Genomic DNA, 18,894 nt, shown 5'->3' with positions numbered 1-18,894 from the left:
ACCGCCCCCGGGACGCACGGACAGACGCCCGGCGTCGTGTCGGGGCGAGCGGTGATCGCCCCCCACGCCCCCTCGTCCCGTCCTCGTTCCGTCGAGATTGGCGCACGCCACATCGGGCCGGGCATGACCAGCCCGCGCCCATGTACTACTGTTATCTCGACATCGAGATATCTGCCGAGGCGCACTGCGGCCGCCACCCCGGTAAGGGGTACCTAACTTAGCCTTACCTTAGCGGATCGGCCAAGAGGGCCTGGCGGCAGGATGCGGTGGTACGCGCACATGGAATGAAGGAGACTGTCGTGTCGGCGAACAGCTTCGACGCCCGCAGCACGCTGCAGGTGGGCGACGAGTCGTACGAGATCTTCCGGCTGGACAAGGTGGAGGGCTCGGCTCGCCTGCCCTACAGCCTCAAGGTCCTGCTGGAGAACCTGCTCCGCACGGAGGACGGCGCGAACATCACCGCCGACCACATCCGTGCCCTCGGCGGCTGGGACTCGCAGGCCCAGCCCAGCCAGGAGATCCAGTTCACCCCGGCCCGCGTGATCATGCAGGACTTCACGGGTGTGCCCTGTGTGGTGGACCTCGCCACCATGCGTGAGGCCGTGAAGGCGCTCGGCGGCGACCCGGCGAAGGTCAACCCGCTCTCCCCGGCCGAGATGGTCATCGACCACTCCGTCATCGCCGACAAGTTCGGCACCAACGAGGCCTTCGCGCAGAACGTCGAGCTGGAGTACGGCCGCAACAAGGAGCGCTACCAGTTCCTGCGCTGGGGCCAGACCGCGTTCGACGACTTCAAGGTCGTACCCCCCGGCACCGGCATCGTCCACCAGGTGAACATCGAGCACCTGGCCCGTACGGTCATGGTCCGTAACGGCCAGGCGTACCCCGACACCCTCGTCGGCACCGACTCGCACACCACCATGGTCAACGGCCTCGGTGTGCTCGGCTGGGGCGTCGGCGGCATCGAGGCCGAGGCCGCGATGCTCGGCCAGCCGGTCTCCATGCTCATCCCGCGCGTCGTCGGCTTCAAGCTCACCGGTGAGCTGACCCCCGGCACCACCGCCACCGACCTCGTGCTCACGATCACCGAGATGCTCCGCAAGCACGGTGTCGTCGGCAAGTTCGTCGAGTTCTACGGCGAGGGCGTGGCCGCCACCTCGCTCGCCAACCGCGCCACCATCGGCAACATGTCGCCGGAGTTCGGCTCGACCGCGGCGATCTTCCCGATCGACGGCGAGACCATCAAGTACCTGAAGCTCACGGGCCGCAGCGAGCAGCAGCTCGCGCTCGTCGAGGCGTACGCCAAGCAGCAGGGTCTCTGGCTCGACCCGGCCGCCGAGCCCGACTTCTCCGAGAAGCTGGAGCTCGACCTCTCCACGGTCGTCCCCTCCATCGCCGGCCCGAAGCGCCCGCAGGACCGCATCGTCCTCGCGAACGCCGCCGAGCAGTTCAAGGCGGACGTCCTCAACTACGTCGACTCCGTGGACGAGTCCGGCAAGGAGTCCTTCCCGGCCTCCGACTCGCCGGCCGTCGCCCCGAACGGCGCCCCGTCCAACCCGGTCACCGTGACCGCCCCCGACGGCTCGACGTACGAGATCGACCACGGCGCGGTGACGGTCGCGGCCATCACCTCCTGCACCAACACCTCGAACCCGTACGTCATGGTCGCCGCCGCGCTCGTCGCGAAGAAGGCCGTGGAGAAGGGCCTGACCCGCAAGCCGTGGGTCAAGACCACCCTCGCCCCGGGCTCCAAGGTCGTCACCGACTACTTCGACAAGGCGGGCCTGACCCCCTACCTCGACAAGGTCGGCTTCAACCTCGTCGGCTACGGCTGCACCACCTGCATCGGCAACTCCGGCCCGCTGCCGGAGGAGGTCTCCAAGGCCGTCAACGACCACGACCTGGCCGTGACCTCGGTGCTCTCCGGCAACCGCAACTTCGAGGGCCGGATCAACCCCGACGTCAAGATGAACTACCTGGCCTCCCCGCCGCTGGTCGTCGCGTACGCCCTCGCGGGCTCCATGAAGGTGGACATCACGCGCGACGCCCTCGGTGTGGACCAGGAGGGCAAGCCGGTCTACCTGGAGGACATCTGGCCCTCCGAGGCCGAGGTCAACGACGTCGTGGCGAACGCCATCGGCGAGGACATGTTCTCCAAGTCCTACTCCGACGTCTTCGCGGGCGACGCCCAGTGGCAGGCCCTGTCCATCCCCGAGGGCGACACCTTCGAGTGGGACCCGCAGTCGACCTACGTCCGCAAGCCCCCGTACTTCGAGGGCATGACGATGGAGACCACCCCGGTCTCGGACATCGCCGGCGCCCGCGTCCTCGCCAAGCTGGGCGACTCGGTCACCACCGACCACATCTCCCCGGCCGGCGCGATCAAGGCCGACACCCCCGGAGGCAAGTACCTCACGGAGCACGGTGTCGAGCGTCGTGACTTCAACAGCTACGGCTCGCGCCGGGGCAACCACGAGGTCATGATCCGCGGCACGTTCGCCAACATCCGCCTGCGCAACCAGATCGCGCCGGGCACCGAGGGCGGCTACACCCGCGACTTCACCCAGGACGGCGGTCCGGTGTCGTTCATCTACGACGCCTCCCGCAACTACATCGAGCAGGGCATCCCGCTGGTCATCCTGGCCGGCAAGGAGTACGGCTCCGGCTCGTCCCGTGACTGGGCGGCCAAGGGCACGGCCCTCCTCGGCGTCAAGGCCGTCATCGCCGAGTCGTACGAGCGCATCCACCGCTCGAACCTCATCGGCATGGGCGTCCTCCCGCTGCAGTTCCCGGAGGGTGCCTCGGCCTCCGCCCTCGGCCTCACCGGCGAGGAGACCTTCTCCTTCACCGGCGTCGAGGAGCTGAACAACGGCACCACCCCGCGCACGGTCAAGGTCACCACCGACACGGGCGTCGAGTTCGACGCGGTCGTCCGCATCGACACCCCCGGTGAGGCCGACTACTACCGCAACGGCGGCATCATGCAGTACGTGCTGCGCAGCCTGATCCGCAAGTAGGCGGACCGGTACGGCAGTCGAGGGCCGCATCCCCGCGTGACGGGGATGCGGCCCTTCGCCGTGCCGCGTGCGACCGTGTCGCCCGCGAAAGGCGCCTCGGGCGTGCGGGCGCTACACCCAGCCCCGCTGGGCGGCCCTCACCCCCAGCTGGAACCTGCTCGCCGCCCCCAGCCGCTCCTGGAGCTCGCTCACCCGGCGCCGCAGGGTCCGAAGGCTCACCCCCAGATGGCGGGCCACCGCCTCGTCCTTCATGCCGGCCGCCAGCAGCCGGATCAACGCCCTTTCGCCTTCGAGGAGTTCACCGTCGACGGTCGGCTGACCGAGCGGCGTGGCCTGCTGCCAGGCCATCTCGAAGAGCTTCTGCAGGGCTTCGGTCACCGCCGAGTGCCACACCACGACGGCGCAGTAGCCGCCCGCCGCCGAGGCGGTCAGTGGCAGCATCGCCCGGCACCCGTCGACCACCAGTAGTTTGAGGGGCACGGACGGCAGCACTCGGGCCTGCTCACCGAGTTCCACCATCTTCCAGGTGCGGGACAGTACCTTCGGGTCCTCCAGGGCCGTCGCCGCGTACACCCCGCGAGAGACGATCCCGCGGCGCAGCAGATCGGCCTGGAGATCCACCTGCGGTGCGGGCGGGGCGAGATACGGCGGCGTGTCGAAAAGGCACACCTCCCGCTCGGCGCGTGCGTACATCTCCTCCAGACGTGCCGCGATGGCGCCCTCGCCGGAGGCGACCTCGATCAGCCGGGAGGGTTCCTCCCGCAGTAGGCCGGCCTCGTACGCGGTGCCCATCTCCTCGGCGGTGGCGGCGAGCAGTTCGGACTCCGTCTCGCGCCGCCGGATCAGCCCGCGCACCGCCACCCGTGGGTCGACCGCCCGTAACCCGCCCATGGAGTCCGGGGGCTGGAGCAGCCCGAGTCCGAGCAGCTGGTTGCAGGCCTCGCGCACCCGGGCGGGGGAGGTGCCGGCCAGCAGGGCCCAGCCGGCCGCACCGGCGTCGGGTTGATGGAGGATCGCCTGGTACACCCGTTCCTCGAAGGCGGACACCCCGACCGCGGCCCAAGGGCTCGCGGCAGGGGTGCGTCCTGCCGTGTTCTGTCCGGCCGTGTCACATGCCGTGTTCACCATGGCTCGGCACGGTAGACGATCTTTGTTAAGGCTGGTGTCGTTCCGGTCCGGGCCGCCGTCTACTTCAGGCCGAAGGCCCGTACCACGGTCTGGTCGACCGCGTTGCCGTCCCGGTCGGCGGCCCGTACGCGCAGGGACACGAACTCGGCGCCCTTCGGGTGCTTGAGTTTCGCCTTGCCGCCTCGGACCTCCACCTCATTCCAGGACGCGCCGTCGTCGTACGACACCCAGGCCTTGAGTTCACGGGCCGTGACGCTCGACTTCTGGTCCCGCACGGAGAGTTCGAGCTTCGCCTTCCGCTTCGAATCCGCCTGGTTGAGCAGGTCGAGTCCGTCCAGGCCGTAGTCGACGGAGAGCAGCGGCAGCGCGGTCTGCTGGTTCGTGTGCGCCGACGCGAAGGACCATTCGGTGTGGGTGCTGGTGGAGTACGTGGCCCAGTCGGCCTTGCGCTGCGCGTCGAGCACGAGGCGGTACGAGGCCTTCGCCGCCGGGACGTCGAAGGTGCCGTAGCCGCCGAGCGCGCTGTTGCCGACCAGCTTCCCGTCCGCGTACAGCGTGCCCTTCGCGGTGTCCTGAGCGCCGTCGACGCTCGCGTAGTGACCCGGTGTCGCGTCACTCAGCTCCGGGACCCTGAGGGCGAGTTTGTCGCCCGTGCGCTGGGAGAGACCGTACCGCTCGCTGGTCGCCGGGCGGACGACCTGCCGCAGCCACTCCTCGGTGGGCGCCTTGCCCGCCTTGCCGAAGGTCCGCAGGTCGTTCCACTGGCCTCTGCCCGCCTGCCAGTTCGGGATGACGGTGTTCCAGATGCGGGTGTCGGGATCCACGTTGTAGTACTCGGTGCGTGTCGTTCCGAGGGGGACGTTCTGGGCGGTCTCGATGGAGGCCGACTGCCAGGGGCGGTACCGGTAGACAGCGTCCTTGCCGACGTCGCCGACCCGGCTCGCGTGGTAACGAACCTTCTGCTTCACGGTGTTGGAGCTGTTCAGCGAGTACGTCTGGTTCTTCGAGATGGCGCCGGTCTGCGGGAACATCACGTTGTAGACGTACGGGCTGACCGCGGTGCCGTCCAGCTTCAGCGTGACCTTCTTGCCGCTCTTCAGCAGCGCGCCAAGCTTCGCGCCGTCCTCGCCGGTGGCGACCATCAGCGGGATCGTCGTGCTGTCCACCCAGGAGATCCAGTACCCCGGCTTCTCCTGGTACGCGATGACGTAACCGGCCCCGGCCTTGGTCGCGTTGGCCAGCGCCTCGTCCGCCGTCTTCCCGGCGGACAGCCGGACGACCGCCACCTTGCCCTTGACGTCGAGCCCTTGGAAGTCGGCCGCGGTGCCACTGCCGGCGTCCACCGCCCGCACCGTGCGCTCACCGCTGAACTTCGCCGGAAGGCCGTCGCTCACCTGCGAGTAGTCGAGGGGCAGCGGGTACTTCTCGGGGCTGCTGACGCTCGCCGTCAGCTCCTTCTCGTACAGACGGAACTTGGAGGTGAACTCGAACAGGCCCTCGGTGACCTTCTCGGTCGGGGCGACATAGATGCGGTCGGTCCACCAGTTCTGGGCGTAGGTCGCCCCGAAGGCGGTCCCGGGCCCTTCCCGGTGCCAGTTGGTGCTGAAGCCCTGGAACTCGGAGTTCTCCTTCGTCCTCGGCTTGATCTCGACGGCCTTGCGGGCGTCGAAGACGACCTCGGTGTCCTTGTCGACCTTGATCTCCGGATCACCGACGACGGAGGTGGCGACCTGCAGTCCGGCCGCGTCCCGCTCCGATATCCAGGTCGCCATGGAGTACGTACCGGCCGGCACCTTGAAGGTGTACCCGCGGCCGAGGAACCCGTGCGAGTCCGGGTACGCGCCGTTCAGCTCCTGCAGGATGAAGAGCGAGGCCGAGGTCGACGGCTGGCCGGCGCGGTCGACCAGCGAGACCTTCAGGTCGTAGGTCTTCGGCAGTTTCTCGAAACCGACGGCCGTGGTGACCTGAATGCCGTCGGCGGTGGCGGTGACGTGACCTGAGTACCGGCCCTCGGCCTCCTCAGCGGGCTCTACCGTGACCGTGACGGTGGCGGTGCCCTTCGCCGGGACGGTCAGGACATCCACGCCCAGGGCGGCCTCGGTGAGCGACGACGCCAGCTTCAACTCCACTGCCGTGTCGGTGGTGTTGGTGTACGTGATGTCCTTGCTCACGGCCTCGGCGTCGTCGTCCTCGTACGTGCCGAAGCTGAGCGCCGGGGTGGCGAAGACGCCCTGCCCGACGGCCCGTACGGCGTCCACGCGGCCGTCGCCCTGCTCGAACACGGAGGCGTCAGGGCTGGTCCTGGCGGTGGTGGCCAGGGCCTGCTTGATCTGCTGTCCCGTCCAGTCGGGATGCGCCTGCGCGACCAGTGCCGCGGCGCCCGAGACATGCGGGGTCGCCATCGACGTGCCGCTCACCTTCGTGTACCTGTCGCCGACGTGCGTGCTCCCCGGCATGCTGGTCCCCGGGGAACGGGCCGCCGTGATCCCCACACCGGGCGCGGTGATCTCCGGCTTGACCGCCGAGTCGCCGAGCCGTGGGCCGCGGCTGGAGAACGGGGCCAGCTTGTCGGACGCGTCGACCGCGCCCACGGTCAGCGCGGAGTCCGCGATGCCCGGGGTGCCGAGGGTCCGCTCGGCCGGGCCGGCATTACCGGCCGCGATTACGAAGAGGGCGCCGGTGGACGCGGACAGCTCGTCCACGGTCTCACTCAGCACGTCGGAGGGGCCGGTCGCGTCACCGCCCAGCGACATCGAGACGATCTTCGCACCGGAGCGCGCGGCCCAGTCCATGCCGTCGAGGATCCAGGAGGTCTGACCGCGGCCGTTGTTCGCCAGTACCTTGCCGACGAGCAGCTCCGCACCGGGCGCCACGCCCTTGAACTTGCCGTCCGAGGCCGCGCCCGAGCCGGCGACCGTGGACGCCACATGGGTTCCGTGGCCGTGGCCGTCCTGCACCGTCTGGTCCGGCACGAAGCTCTTCGTCTCCGTGAGCTTCCCCGCCAGGTCCGGGTGGCCGGTGTCCACGCCCGTGTCCAGGACGGCGACCTTGACGCCCCTGCCGTCGAAGCCCGACTGCCACACCTCGGGCGCGCCGATCTGCGGGACGCTCGTGTCGAGGGACAGCTTCACCTGGGCGTCCAGCCAGATCTTCTCGATGCCGTCGCCGAGTCGCCGTGCTGCCTTCGAGGTGGGCTCGGTGCCGAGCGCGGGGGCGATGTCCGCCCAGAAGGCGGTGGACTTCTTCGCACTCAGCGCGGCGCCGTCGATCCCCGGGAGCGCGAGCGTGCGGCGTGCGCCGTCAGGGGTCGCACTGCCCTTGGTGTATGTCGCGATCACGGGGGTGGTGCCGGTGGCGGCGTCCGTGTACCCCTGCTTCACCAGCTGGGTGATGTTGAAGAGCGCGGGATCGAGGCGGCCCGCCTGTACCAGCGGGATCGCGTCCGCCGGCAACACGCTGACCTCGCCGTCGCGTTCGGTGGACAGGAAGGTGGCGGCCTCCCGTCCCTTGCCGCGTTGGACGTCGACGGCGCTCTTGCCGTCCGGACCGGCGGTGAGCGACACCGTGTCGCCGGTGAGGAGGGTGACGGTCTGTGTGGTCCCGGCGCGGGCTTGTGCGCCGGCTCCCACGACGGTCCTCGTGGTCGCGTCGGTCTTGGTGGCCGATCCGTCGGGACCGGCCGTCGCGGGCGTGACCGCCGCCACGAGCAGTCCGGTCGTTCCGGCCACGGCCCAGAGGGCGTGGAGTCTTCGCATGGGTGGACGTCCTCCCCAGAACACTGACAACGCTTCCGGCCCGGTCGGCGGAAGCCAGTGATCAGAGTGGGTGGCGCACCGAGCGGGGCTCAAGGGATTCCTGTGGCCGGTCCGTGCCAACGCCCTCTTCGGCCAGGGTCGTTGGCGAGTTCCCTCCGTCCCCGTAGGGGGTTCGGCCCATGCCCGCCGACCAGGTCGCACGGCTCCGGCTCGGCCGGAACACAGGGTTCCCCGGGCAACGGCGACACGATCAGGACATGACTGTCCCTCCGCGTCCCGAAACGGCCGAGTCCGTGTCATCGTCGACGACGAGAACCCGGGCTCACCGAACTGCTGTCCATGGCCGTCACGGAGGCCGGCCGGCGCGCCTGTCCGGCGGCCGACGGACAAGCATGCGGCTCGCGCGCGGCCGCGCCACGAGAACCCGAGACCGCCCGTGGTCGTGCTCACCGCCGGAGCGGGCCTGGAACACCGTATCGACGGACTCCCGGCGGGCGCGGACGACTGCGTGACCGAGCCGTTCCCCCTGGAGGAGGTCTTCTGCGGCTGCGCGGCCTCGCCGAACTCGTCCGGGAGGTACGCCGTCTCACCGCGAGCCGACTCCGACACGCCGACGACACGCCGGAAGCCATGCGGAGGCGCATACCGGGCGAGTGAGCCGGGAACCGCGCGAACCGGCGTCACGAACGTTCGCCGGCCCGGCACCCTGGCGATGCCGAGGCCGGAGGGCGAAGACTTGTCCTCATGGATGCACCGATGCGCCGCCGTGACCACCTGCCCTTCGTCGACGAGCACACGATCCTCATCGAGGCGGCCGCCGAGGAGGTCTGGTGGGCCCTGGCCGAGGCGCTCGACTGGGCCTTCTCCCGTCCCGAGGTGGTCCGTTACGCGAAGCTCGTGGGCTGCGCCGACCACACGGCGTCCGGACCACGCCCGCCGGTGGAGGGCTCGACGACATTCCCCGGCTTCCGGGCGGTGACCGCGATCCCGTCCAGGGAGCTGACCCTTCTGGGCCGCCACCGCTTCTCCTCCTACACGTGGTCCTTCCGCCTTGACCCGGCCGCCCCGGGCCGCATCCGTCTCCGGGCCGAGACCCGCGCCACCTTCCCGGGTCCGGCGGGCACCCTCTACCGCCTGCTCGTCCTGGGCACCGGCATGCACGTGAAACTCACCCGCCGTCTGCTCACCACCGTCCGCCGACAGGCCGAACGACCCTGGAGAGGTGAAGGGTGAGACCCGGCCCGCACGAGGGAGGGCATGGCTCACCGTCGCCGCGGAGGGCATGGCTCTCCGCCGCGGCCCCGAGGTGATGCCGATGGCCGGACGTCCGCGTGAGCCGGCCGACCCGACACCGACACCGTGTACGTCGTCCACGACCACGGCGAGATCGTCGGGCTCGATCTCCGTGACGGCCGCGTGCGCGGTCGTTGTCACCCGGCGGCGGCCGCACCGCGCGGCGTGGCGACCGCTCCGACCGTGACGCCACCCAGCCGATCGCCGAGCGGCACCAGAGACGGGCCGGTCCTGGTCCGTTCGATCGGATGACGCCGCGTCAGCCGTTTACAAGCGGGGCGCTCCGCGCTAGCTTCCGGAGTAGGTGGGGGTGGGAGCGCTCCCATATGGGCGCGGCGGACCGGAACCCGCCGTGCCCGGACCCGTTCCCACCCCACACCACTCATCCACGCACGGGCACCGCACACCGGTATCCGCACCGGCACCGCACACCCGCACTTTCGCACCGGCACGCGCACGTCCCCCCACCTCCAAGCCGTACACGCAAGGAGACTATGTCATGCACGTGACAAGTTTACGATTAAGGCTGCCCCGACGCCACCAGGCACTCCTGCTCGTCCTGCTCGCCCTCGTGACCACGATCCCGGCGCTCGGCCTGGTCCTCACGGCCGGCAGCGGCAAGGCGGAGGCGCACGGCACCCCGATGAAACCAGGCAGCCGCACCTTCCTGTGCTGGCAGGACGGGCTGACCGACACCGGTGAGATCAAACCGATCAACCCGGCGTGTCGTTCCGCACAGCAGGTGAGCGGGACGACCCCGTTCTACAACTGGTTCTCGGTGCTCCGCTCGGACGGCGCGGGCCGAACCCGCGGCTTCGTCCCCGACGGGCAGCTGTGCAGCGGTGGCAACACCAACTTCACCGGGTTCAACACCCCGAGCGCCGACTGGCCGTTGACCCATCTGACCTCCGGCGCGACCATCGACTTCTCCTACAACGCGTGGGCGGCGCACCCGGGCTGGTTCTACGTCTACATCACCAAGGACGGCTTCGACCCGACGAAGACGCTCACCTGGAACGACCTGGAGACGCAGCCGTTCCTGAGCGTCGACCACCCGCCGCTGACCGGCAGTCCGGGCACGGTCGAGGCCAACTACTCCTGGCAGGGCCGGCTCCCCGCGAACAAGTCGGGCCGCCACCTCGTCTACATGGTGTGGCAGCGCTCCGACAGCCAGGAGACCTTCTACTCCTGCTCCGACATCGTCTTCGACGGCGGCAACGGTGAGGTGACCGGCATCAAGCAGCCCGGCAACCCCAGCGAGCCGGTGCCGGGCGAGTGCGCCGCCACCCGGCGTACGACGGGCAGCTGGTCCGGTGGCTACCAGTCCGAGGTCGTCGTCACCAACACCGGTGACGTGCCGATGCTCGGCTGGATGGTCGACTGGACCCTGCCGTCCGGGCAACGGGTCGACAGCCTCTGGAACGGCAGCGCGACCTACAGCGGGCAGAACGTCATGGTGCACAACGCCAACTGGAACGGGGAGCTGGATCCCGGTGAGACCGCCTCGTTCGGCTATGTGGTGCAGGGGTCGGGAGGTGATCCCGCGACCACGCTGCCCTGCCGGGTGGGCTGAGGGTCCGATCCGGCGGGGACGGTCACACGTTCGGGCGGACCGGGGCCGCCCCGCCGGTCCGGCCGGGGCCGGGTGCGTCGCAGCACCCGACCCCGGCCGGTCAGGACAGCAGCTCCACCTCCGCCGGCGTCGCCCTGTCGTCGAGGACGAGACGGTAGTGGTCGTACGCCCTCGGGGTGGTGACCGAGAAGGCCCGGGTCTGGCGGTCCAGGCGAAGGATTCGCCGGAGCGCCGGTCGAGGGTCTTCCACGCGGTGCCGTCGGCGGAGCCCTGGAGGGTCCAGCCGGCCGGTGCCTCGGTACGGTCGGACGAGGTCAGCGTGTACTGGACCGCCTTCGTGCGGGCCCGCACCGGGAGCGGCACCGTCCCGGCGGTCGCCTTTGTCGCCGAGGTGTCGTCGAACAGCGCGCCGTCGCCCTCGACGGCGTCCGAGCGGGGCGCCGGAGCCCTGTCGTCCTTCGTGATCGACACCGGGGCAGTGCTCTCCCCGGTGCCCCAGCGGGACGGCTTCGGGCCCATGTCGAACCTCAGCGTGCCGCCCCGGGCGAGGAGCGAGTGCGGCAGCGAAGTCGACGTCCACACCTTGCCGTTGACCTTCTAGGTCACTGAGCGAGTCGTCGGCGGTGTGCCGGCCCGCGTACCGCAGGGCCCGCTTGCCGGGGGAAGCCCATGCCGGCCTTGACGGTCGCCGAGCCGCTCGGGCCCCGGTCGACCAGCGACAGCATCTCCCTCGGCGCGGGTGCCTGCCCGCCGCCCGTCGAGAACCGCACATCGGCGAGCTGGGTGATCATCGAGGCGCCGTTGTTCCTGGTGATGTCGAGCCGGAAGTGCCGGTACTCGGCCACCGCGTCGCCGGGGATGTCGTACGACTTCGTCTCGAAGCGCTCCCCGAAGCCTTCGCCGGAGCGGGTGTCGAGGGTCTTCCACTCCTTGCCGTCGATGGAGCCCTTGAGGGTCCAGTCCCTCGGGTCGCGCGCCTCGACGTCGTTCGCCGAGGTCAGTGCCTAGGTGACCACCTTCGCCGGGCGGTCCAGGTCGAACTCCGCCCAGCCGGTGGGCTGGAAGGTGAGCCACTTGGTGTCGGACTCGCCGTCGACGAGGTTCTCGTTCACCTCCCCGCCGCCCGTGTTCTCGCCGCTGGCCCGGATGTCGGTGACATGGTCGGTGATGTCGCCCGGAATGCCGGTGGTGTAGCCGCCGTCGACGCCGGAGGCCCGGGGGGAGAAGTCCGGTGCCGTGTCGGTCGTACTGAGCCAGTCCGGAGCCGGGTCGTCCGGTTCGAACGAGGAGCTGAACTCCCGCTCCCCGGCCGCCGGCCGGTCCGGTGACGCGACCGCCGCACCCTGCGAGGCCACCACCAGAGCGAACGCGGCGGCGCCGAGCGCCGCCGTGGAACCCCGTCCGTGCCGCATCAGCGAGCACCCTCCCTACGTCCAGCAGACAGTTTTCGATCAAGGAATGATCGAAAGAGGACAACGTTGTCGACCGCGTAGCGCAGGGACCGGTAGGGGTTGAAGTGATGTGTGATGTCTAGGGTGTTGAGTGCGCCATCCGGGACGAATGGCGGGGATTTTCCGGTCAGGTGGCGCAAGGTCGCTCATATTTCCGAGAGGTCTCAACTCGGAAAAGACCGATGGCCAACCTTGCATTCGATCTTGCCCCCCTGGCGGGAAGTGGACTATACCTGTCGGCGTCCGCATAGTGGTCACACAGCCGCGGACAGGCGCTACCTGGGGGGAATTAGCGGTGGTCGCGGACGTGTCCGCATGGCGACCGCCGTCTTGCCCCTGTTGAATCCTCACGCACGACCCCAGCTTGAACCGACCGCGGTGCCGGGAGGATCCGGTTCACCGCCTGAGTCCTGGAGAAGGCGAGGACTTGAGCATGGGATCCACTACCGCTGAGCACGACAACGACCCCGAGGGGGTCGCCGCCACCGACCCCGAAGGTGTCGGCCGCCGCGATCTGATCAAGCGTTCCGCCGCGCTGGGCCTGATCACCGTCCCGACGATGAGCTTCCTGTCCGCGTGTGCCAGTGGGGGCGGCGGCGACGACACCTCCGAGGACAGCCAGGGCAAGACCTCCGCCTCCAACCCCTTCGGCGTCAAGAAGGGCAGCAAGCTCGACGTCGTCATCTTCAAGGGGGGCTACGGCGACGCCTACGCCAGGGCCTGGGAGGCCGCCTTCCAGAAGAAGTGGGGCGTCAGCTCCACCCACACCGGCACCCAGGAGATCACCGGCAAACTCCAGCCGCGGTTCAACGCGGGCAACCCGCCGGACATCGTCGACGACTCCGGCGCCCAGCAGATCCCGATCGACGTCCTCTACAAGAACGACCAGCTCCTCGACCTCGCCGAGGTCCTGGACGCCCCCTCGATCGACGACCCGGACAAGAAGGTCCGCGACACGCTGATCCCCGGCACGCTCGACGCGGGCATGCAGGAGAACAAGGTCGTCGCCCTGAACTACATCTACACGGTGTGGGGCCTTTGGTACTCCGGCAAGCTCTTCAAGGAGAACGGCTGGGAGGAGCCCAAGACCTGGGCCGACTTCCTCACCATCTGCAAGGAGGCCAAGGCCAAGGGCATCGGCGGCCTCGCCCACCAGGGGAAATACCCGTACTACATCAACGTCGCCATCATGGACCTGATCGCCAAGACGGGCGGTCTGGAGGCCATGAAGGCGATCGACAACCTCGACCCCAAGGCGTTCGTCGGCTCCGACGCCGCGAAGGCCGGCGTCGAGGCGATCTACGAGGTCGTCGAGAAGGGCTATCTGATGCCCGGCACGAACGGCCTGACCCACACCGAGTCCCAGGCCCGCTGGAACCAGTACAAGGCCGTGTTCATCACCTCCGGCTCCTGGCTGGAGAACGAGCAGCTGAAGCAGACCCCGGACGACTTCGAGATGACGTTCATGCCGATGCCGGTGCTGCCGGACAGCGTGATGCCCTTCGAGGCGATCCGGGCCGGCTCCGGGGAGCCGTTCATCATCCCCTCCAAGGCGAAGAACCTGCCGGCCGCCAAGGAATTCATGCGGATGATGCTCTCCAAGGAGTGGTCGACGCTGTTCGCCAAGGAGGCGAACTCCCTGACGATCGTGAAGGACGGGGTCGACACCGGCGTCTCCCTGCGGCCCGGTACCCAGTCGACGGTGGAAGTGTCCAAGGCCGCCGGTGACAACACGTTCCGTTACCTGTACACCGAGTGGTACAGCGAGATGGACACCGCGATCCAGAACGCGTCGAACGAACTGATGGCCAAGCGGATCCAGCCGGCCGAGTGGCTCAAGCGGGCCCAGGCCGCCGTGGACAAGCAGGCCAAGGACCCCGACTCCAAGAAGAACCACCGGGACTAGGGGGGCGTCGGAGCGCCGGGGGAGCTGCGCACTGTGGTGAGCTGCGGGTTCGTGGCGGCTCGCCGCGCAGTTCCCCGCGTCCCTGAAACACGGGGCGCGCCTTTCGTCTCATGGAAGCCGAGGCAGGGAAACGCCAATGCGTAAAGGGCAGAACCGGTTCGTCGCGGGGTTTCTACTCGCCCCCGTGGCGCTTTATCTGATCTTCGTGATCTGGCCGTACATCCAGACGTTCGGCTATTCGCTGACGGACTGGAAGGGGCAGTCGCAGACGTTCTCCTTCATCGGCCTGGACAACTACACGGCGTTGTTCCAGGACGACATCTTCCTCCAGGCGATCTGGCACAACATCCTGTTCCTGGTGTTCATCCCGGTGATCACCATCCTGCTCGCCCTGTTCTTCGCCTTCATGCTGAACGCGGGCGGCCGCGGCCGGGCCGGCGGGGTCTCGGGGGTCGCCGGGTCGGGGTTCTACAAGATCGTCTACTTCTTCCCGCAGGTGCTGTCGCTGGCGATCCTCGCCGTGCTGTTCGGGGCCGTGTACCGCAGCGACAGCGGAGGCATGCTCAACGGCCTGCTGCTGAAGCTGGGGCTGGTCGACGAGAGCAGCCCCGTCGAATGGCTCAACGAGCCGAACTTCGTGCTGTGGGCGCTCATCCTGGTCGTCGTCTGGCACGGCGTCGGCTTCTACCTCGTGCTGTTCTCCGCCGCCATGCAGGCCATCCCGAGGGACATCTACGAGGCCGCGCTGATCGACGGCGCCGGCCGCGCCCACACCTTCTTCCGCATCACCCTGCCGCTGCTGTGGGACTCCGTGCAGACCGCCTGGGTCTACCTCGGCATCGCGGCGATGGACATGTTCATCCTGGTCTCCACCATGACCGCGGGCGAGTACGGGGGCGGCCCCGACCACCACAGCGAGGTCATGGCGACCGTGATGATGCGGAACTTCCTGCTGTACGGCAGGAGCGGCTACGCCTGTGCGATGGGCGTCGTGATGCTGCTCCTCACCCTGATCGTGTCGGTGGTCATGCTGCGCGCCACCCGTCGCGAACGCGTCGAGTTCTGAGCGGGAGAGACGACAGAAGTGATGAGTGCACCCCTCAAGACCGCCTCGCGCGGCGACTCGGTCCCCACCGGCCCGACGGTGGACAAGGGCAGGACCGGTCCGGGCGACGAGCGCGGCGAAGGCGTCGTCCTGAACGTCTTCTCGCACGGCTTCCTCGCCCTGTGGGCCCTGCTGATCGTGCTGCCGCTGCTGTGGCTGGTGCTCAGCGCCTTCAAGACCGACGCGCAGATCGGCGGCTCGGCCTTCGGCTGGCCCGAGAACTGGTCCCTGGAGGTGTTCTCCCGTGCCTGGGACAAGGGCATCGGGGACTACTTCGTCAACACGGTCATCGTGCTGGTCTTCTCCGTGCCGCTGACCATGCTGTTCGGCTCCATGGCCGCGTACGTCCTGGCCCGCTACCCCTTCACGGGCAACCGGCTGCTGTACTACTTCTTCGTCGCCGGGGCGATGTTCCCGGTCTTCCTCGCCCTGGTGCCGCTGTTCTTCATGGTCAAACGGCTGGACATGCTGAACACCTACCAGGGGCTGATCCTGGTGTACGTCGCCTACTCGCTGCCGTTCACGGTGTTCTTCATGCACGCGTTCTTCCGGACGCTGCCCACCGCGGTCTTCGAGGCGGCCATCCTGGACGGGGCCTCGCACACCCGGACGTTCTTCCAGGTCATGCTGCCGATGGCCAAGCCGGGTCTGATCAGTGTGGGGATCTTCAACACCCTGGGGCAGTGGAACCAGTTCATCCTGCCCACGGTCCTCATGCAGCCGCAGAGCGGCGACGACCCGGAGCGGTACGTCCTCACCCAGGGCCTCATCCAGCTCCAGCAGCAGCAGGGCTACGCCTCCGACCTGCCCGTCCTCTTCGCCGGTGTCACCATCGCCATGATCCCGATGCTCGTGGTCTATCTCTCCTTCCAGCGCCAGGTGCAGGCGGGCCTCACCTCGGCCACCCTCAAGTAGCCCGTTCCGGGACCTCAAGTAGCCGCAGAGTGACATTTAGTGGTCACTCGGCGGTCCCAGTTTCCCTCAAGGACTTGACTGCGGTAACCCGTTCAGCGGAGCTTGGAGTTCACAACTTGTAAGTGACCCGGGTTCCGTGGCAGTGACCTGGGTCACGGGCGGCGTGCGGGCCGTCCGTCCTGGGACGGGAGTGGATGAGTCGATGGAGACTCCGGGGTCGCAGTCGTCGCTGCACAGAGCAAATCTCGAACGCGTCGTCCGGGCGGTGCGGCTCGCCGGGTCGCTGACCCAGGCGGAGATCGCCAGGACGACCGGTCTGTCCGCCGCCACGGTCTCCAACATCGTGCGTGAGCTGAAGGAAGGCGGAACCGTCGAGGTCACGCCCACGTCGGCCGGCGGCCGGCGGGCGCGCGCGGTCTCGCTCAGCGGGGACGCCGGGATCGTGATCGGCGTGGATTTCGGGCACACCCATTTGCGCGTCGCGATAGGGAACCTCGCCCATCAGGTGCTCGCCGAGGAGGCCGAGCCGCTGGACGTGGACGCCTCCTCGACGCAGGGCTTCGACCGGGCGGAACAGCTGGTCACCCGGTTGATCGAGGCCATCGGGGTGGATCGCGCGAAGATCGCCGGCGTGGGCCTCGGCGTGCCCGGTCCGATCGACGTGGAGTCCGGCTCGCTCGGCTCCACGGCCATCCTGCCGGGCTGGACCGGCACCAAACCCGCCGCCGAGATGCGCGACCGTCTCGGTGTGACCGTGCACGTGGACAACGACGCCAACCTCGGCGCCCTCGGTGAGCTGGTCTGGGGCAGCGGCCGGGGGGTGCGGGACCTGGCGTACATCAAGGTGTCCAGCGGCGTGGGGGCCGGACTGGTGATCGATGGCAAGATCTACAGAGGCCCGGGTGGCACAGCGGGAGAAATCGGGCATATTACTCTTGATGAATCCGGCCCAGTCTGCCGCTGCGGCAACCGTGGCTGCCTGGAGACCTTCGCGGCCGCGCGCTATGTGCTGCCGCTCCTCCAGTCCAGCCATGGCACCGACCTGACCATGGAAGGGGTCGTACGGTTGGCGAGGGACGGGGATCCGGGCTGCCGTCGGGTGATCGCCGACGTCGGCCGACACATCGGAAGTGGAGTCGCCAATCTCTGCAATCTGTTGAACCCGAGCCGCGTGGTTCTCGGTGGCGATCTCGCCGAGGCCGGAGAGCTGGTTCTCGGACCCATAAGGGAGTCGGTCGGCCGGTACGCGATCCCGAGTGCCGCACGTCAACTCTCGGTGTTGCCAGGGGCACTTGGCGGCCGAGCCGAGGTCCTCGGGGCCCTGGCCCTGGCCCTCAGTGAGATGGGTGATTCGACCCTTTTGGACGGTACCCTCTCCGCAGCGACTCCTGTCTTCACTTAGAGAACGAAACACGCCGTTGCCAACCCGTTAAGGATTTACTTCTTGACGTCGCACGTGTGGCCGAGTTGACTTCCAGCCACCTCGGCCGCAGTGCTGCGGCCCGTGTCAGGGAGGCACAACCCAAATGAACGCAACGATGCGTAGAGTCGCGATCGGCGCCACCGCGATCTCGCTGGCGCTGTCCGTGGCCGCCTGTGGCAAGGCCGGCGACGACAAGGACTCGGACAGCGGCAGCGACAGCGGCTCGGGCAACAAGACCATCGGTCTGCTCCTGCCCGACAACGTCACCGCGCGCTACGAGAAGTTCGACCGGCCGTACTTCGAGGACAAGGTCGAGGAGCTGTGCTCCGACTGCAAGGTCGAGTACGCGAACGCCGCCGCCGACCCCACCAAGCAGGCTCAGCAGATGAGCACCATGGTGACCAAGGGCGTCAAGGTCATCGTCGTCTCCGCCCAGGACTCCGCCGCCATCAAGTCCTCCATCCAGTCCGCGGTGGACAAGGGCGTCAAGGTCGTCGCCTACGACCGTCTCGCGCAGGGCCCGGTCTCGGCCTACGTCTCCTTCGACAACGTCAAGGTCGGTGAGCTGCAGGGCCAGGCCCTCCTCGACGCCCTCGGCGACAAGGCCACGCCCAAGGCCAAGGTCGTCATGATCAACGGCGACGACGCCGACCCGAACGCCGGTCAGTTCAAGGAGGGCGCGCACAAGGCCCTCGACGGCAAGGTCGACATCGCCTACGAGCAGTCCGGCCTGTGGAAGGACACCGTCGCCGCCCAGAAGATGTCCGCGGCGATCACCCAGCTGGGCGCCAAGAACATCGCGGGCGTCTACGCCGCCAACGACGGCATGGCCGGTGGCATCGCCAACACCCTCAAGGGTGCGAAGATCAGCGGCATCCCGCTGACCGGTCAGGACGCCGAGCTGGCCGCCATCCAGCGGCTCGTGGCCGGCACGCAGTCCTCCACGGTCTACAAGGCCTACAAGCCGGAGGCCGACACCGCCGCCGAGCTGGCGGTCAACCTGCTGGAGAAGAAGGACATCAAGTCCCTGGCCGACACCGAGGTCACCAGCGGCTCCGGCGACAAGGTCCCGGCGAAGCTCCTGACCCCGGTCTCCGTCACCAAGGAGAACATCAAGGACACGGTGGTGAAGGACGGCCTCTACACGGTCGCCGACATCTGCACCCCGGAGTACGCCAAGGCGTGCAAGTCCGCCGGCCTGGAGTAGTCGCTCCGGCCCACTGAGCCTGTCCGGCGCCCGCCCCACCCATACCCCGCTTCCGGGGCGGGCGCCGGACGGAACCGCCGCCGAAAGAGCGGCGGCCACTCGCATGTTCACCTTGTAAGCC

General features: G+C 68.6%; 10 protein-coding genes and 2 pseudogenes. 8 read left to right on the top strand and 4 right to left on the bottom strand.

Annotation, left to right across the window (positions count from 1 at the left end):
• Positions 1 to 299: 299 nt before the first annotated feature.
• Positions 300 to 3,017 (top strand): aconitate hydratase AcnA, encoded by a 2,718-nt coding sequence (gene acnA, locus ACWCRJ_RS22120; protein ID WP_450940874.1) that lies wholly within the window; start codon positions 300 to 302, stop codon positions 3,015 to 3,017.
• Between the two features lie 111 nt (positions 3,018 to 3,128).
• Here the strand turns inward: acnA and ACWCRJ_RS22115 are convergent, their stop codons facing one another.
• Together ACWCRJ_RS22115 and ACWCRJ_RS22110 are read right to left on the bottom strand one after the other, a co-directional pair.
• Positions 3,129 to 4,145, bottom strand: coding sequence for a response regulator transcription factor (locus ACWCRJ_RS22115; RefSeq protein WP_450940873.1), 1,017 nt, complete (start codon positions 4,143 to 4,145; stop codon positions 3,129 to 3,131).
• Between the two features lie 59 nt (positions 4,146 to 4,204).
• Positions 4,205 to 7,900 carry a S8 family peptidase gene (locus ACWCRJ_RS22110; protein WP_450940872.1) on the bottom strand — a complete coding sequence of 1,232 codons (3,696 nt, stop codon included), beginning with the start codon at positions 7,898 to 7,900 and terminating at the stop codon, positions 4,205 to 4,207.
• Positions 7,901 to 8,644: 744 nt separating this feature from the next.
• On the opposite strand from ACWCRJ_RS22110, the gene ACWCRJ_RS22105 reads away from it, so the two are divergent.
• Together ACWCRJ_RS22105 and ACWCRJ_RS22100 are read left to right on the top strand one after the other, a co-directional pair.
• Positions 8,645 to 9,133 (top strand): hypothetical protein, encoded by a 489-nt coding sequence (locus ACWCRJ_RS22105; RefSeq protein ID WP_450940871.1) that lies wholly within the window; start codon positions 8,645 to 8,647, stop codon positions 9,131 to 9,133.
• A 559-nt stretch (positions 9,134 to 9,692) separates the two neighbouring features.
• Positions 9,693 to 10,766 carry a lytic polysaccharide monooxygenase auxiliary activity family 9 protein gene (locus ACWCRJ_RS22100; RefSeq protein WP_450940870.1) on the top strand — a complete coding sequence of 358 codons (1,074 nt, stop codon included), beginning with the start codon at positions 9,693 to 9,695 and terminating at the stop codon, positions 10,764 to 10,766.
• Positions 10,767 to 10,866: 100 nt separating this feature from the next.
• On the opposite strand, the pseudogene ACWCRJ_RS22095 reads toward ACWCRJ_RS22100, so the two are convergent.
• Both ACWCRJ_RS22095 and ACWCRJ_RS22090 read right to left on the bottom strand, forming a co-directional pair.
• A pseudogene (locus ACWCRJ_RS22095) lies at positions 10,867 to 11,363 on the bottom strand (GH92 family glycosyl hydrolase); the annotation flags it as partial.
• Positions 11,364 to 11,382: 19 nt separating this feature from the next.
• Positions 11,383 to 12,178: pseudogene (locus tag ACWCRJ_RS22090) on the bottom strand (discoidin domain-containing protein); the annotation flags it as partial.
• A gap of 472 nt (positions 12,179 to 12,650) precedes the next feature.
• Between ACWCRJ_RS22090 and ngcE the strand changes: the two are divergent.
• The 5 genes from ngcE (at position 12,651) to ACWCRJ_RS22065 (ending at position 18,773) form a co-directional block, all read left to right on the top strand.
• Positions 12,651 to 14,123 carry an N-acetylglucosamine/diacetylchitobiose ABC transporter substrate-binding protein gene (gene ngcE, locus ACWCRJ_RS22085; protein ID WP_450940869.1) on the top strand — a complete coding sequence of 491 codons (1,473 nt, stop codon included), beginning with the start codon at positions 12,651 to 12,653 and terminating at the stop codon, positions 14,121 to 14,123.
• A 136-nt stretch (positions 14,124 to 14,259) separates the two neighbouring features.
• On the top strand, positions 14,260 to 15,189 hold the full coding sequence (locus ACWCRJ_RS22080) for a carbohydrate ABC transporter permease (RefSeq protein ID WP_005481845.1): 930 nt from the start codon (positions 14,260 to 14,262) through the stop codon (positions 15,187 to 15,189).
• 21 nt (positions 15,190 to 15,210) lie between these two features.
• Positions 15,211 to 16,143, top strand: a complete 933-nt coding sequence (locus tag ACWCRJ_RS22075) for a carbohydrate ABC transporter permease (protein WP_020114177.1) — start codon at positions 15,211 to 15,213, stop codon at positions 16,141 to 16,143.
• A 202-nt stretch (positions 16,144 to 16,345) separates the two neighbouring features.
• The gene (locus ACWCRJ_RS22070; protein WP_450940868.1) at positions 16,346 to 17,545 is read left to right on the top strand and encodes an ROK family transcriptional regulator; all 1,200 of its coding nucleotides are present in this window, start codon (positions 16,346 to 16,348) and stop codon (positions 17,543 to 17,545) included.
• 124 nt (positions 17,546 to 17,669) lie between these two features.
• Positions 17,670 to 18,773 carry a sugar ABC transporter substrate-binding protein gene (locus tag ACWCRJ_RS22065; protein WP_450940867.1) on the top strand — a complete coding sequence of 368 codons (1,104 nt, stop codon included), beginning with the start codon at positions 17,670 to 17,672 and terminating at the stop codon, positions 18,771 to 18,773.
• The last annotated feature ends 121 nt before the right edge of the window (positions 18,774 to 18,894 follow it).

It is taken from the genome of Streptomyces sp. NPDC002324 (assembly GCF_053593335.1).
Note: the sequence above shows the minus strand (reverse complement) of the source record. Positions and strands in the feature narration are given on the sequence as shown.

Excerpts from the sequence above, each read along its gene's own strand:
- ACWCRJ_RS22070 (WP_450940868.1), top strand. The coding sequence starts at position 16,346 with ATGGAGACTCCGGGGTCGCAGTCGTCGCTGCACAGAGCAAATCTCGAA.
- ACWCRJ_RS22105 (WP_450940871.1), top strand. The coding sequence starts at position 8,645 with ATGGATGCACCGATGCGCCGCCGTGACCACCTGCCCTTCGTCGACGAG.
- ACWCRJ_RS22080 (WP_005481845.1), top strand. The coding sequence starts at position 14,260 with ATGCGTAAAGGGCAGAACCGGTTCGTCGCGGGGTTTCTACTCGCCCCC.
- ngcE (WP_450940869.1), top strand. The coding sequence starts at position 12,651 with ATGGGATCCACTACCGCTGAGCACGACAACGACCCCGAGGGGGTCGCC.
- ACWCRJ_RS22110 (WP_450940872.1), bottom strand. The coding sequence starts at position 7,900 with ATGCGAAGACTCCACGCCCTCTGGGCCGTGGCCGGAACGACCGGACTG.
- ACWCRJ_RS22115 (WP_450940873.1), bottom strand. The coding sequence starts at position 4,145 with ATGGTGAACACGGCATGTGACACGGCCGGACAGAACACGGCAGGACGC.
- ACWCRJ_RS22065 (WP_450940867.1), top strand. The coding sequence starts at position 17,670 with ATGAACGCAACGATGCGTAGAGTCGCGATCGGCGCCACCGCGATCTCG.
- ACWCRJ_RS22075 (WP_020114177.1), top strand. The coding sequence starts at position 15,211 with ATGAGTGCACCCCTCAAGACCGCCTCGCGCGGCGACTCGGTCCCCACC.
- ACWCRJ_RS22100 (WP_450940870.1), top strand. The coding sequence starts at position 9,693 with ATGCACGTGACAAGTTTACGATTAAGGCTGCCCCGACGCCACCAGGCA.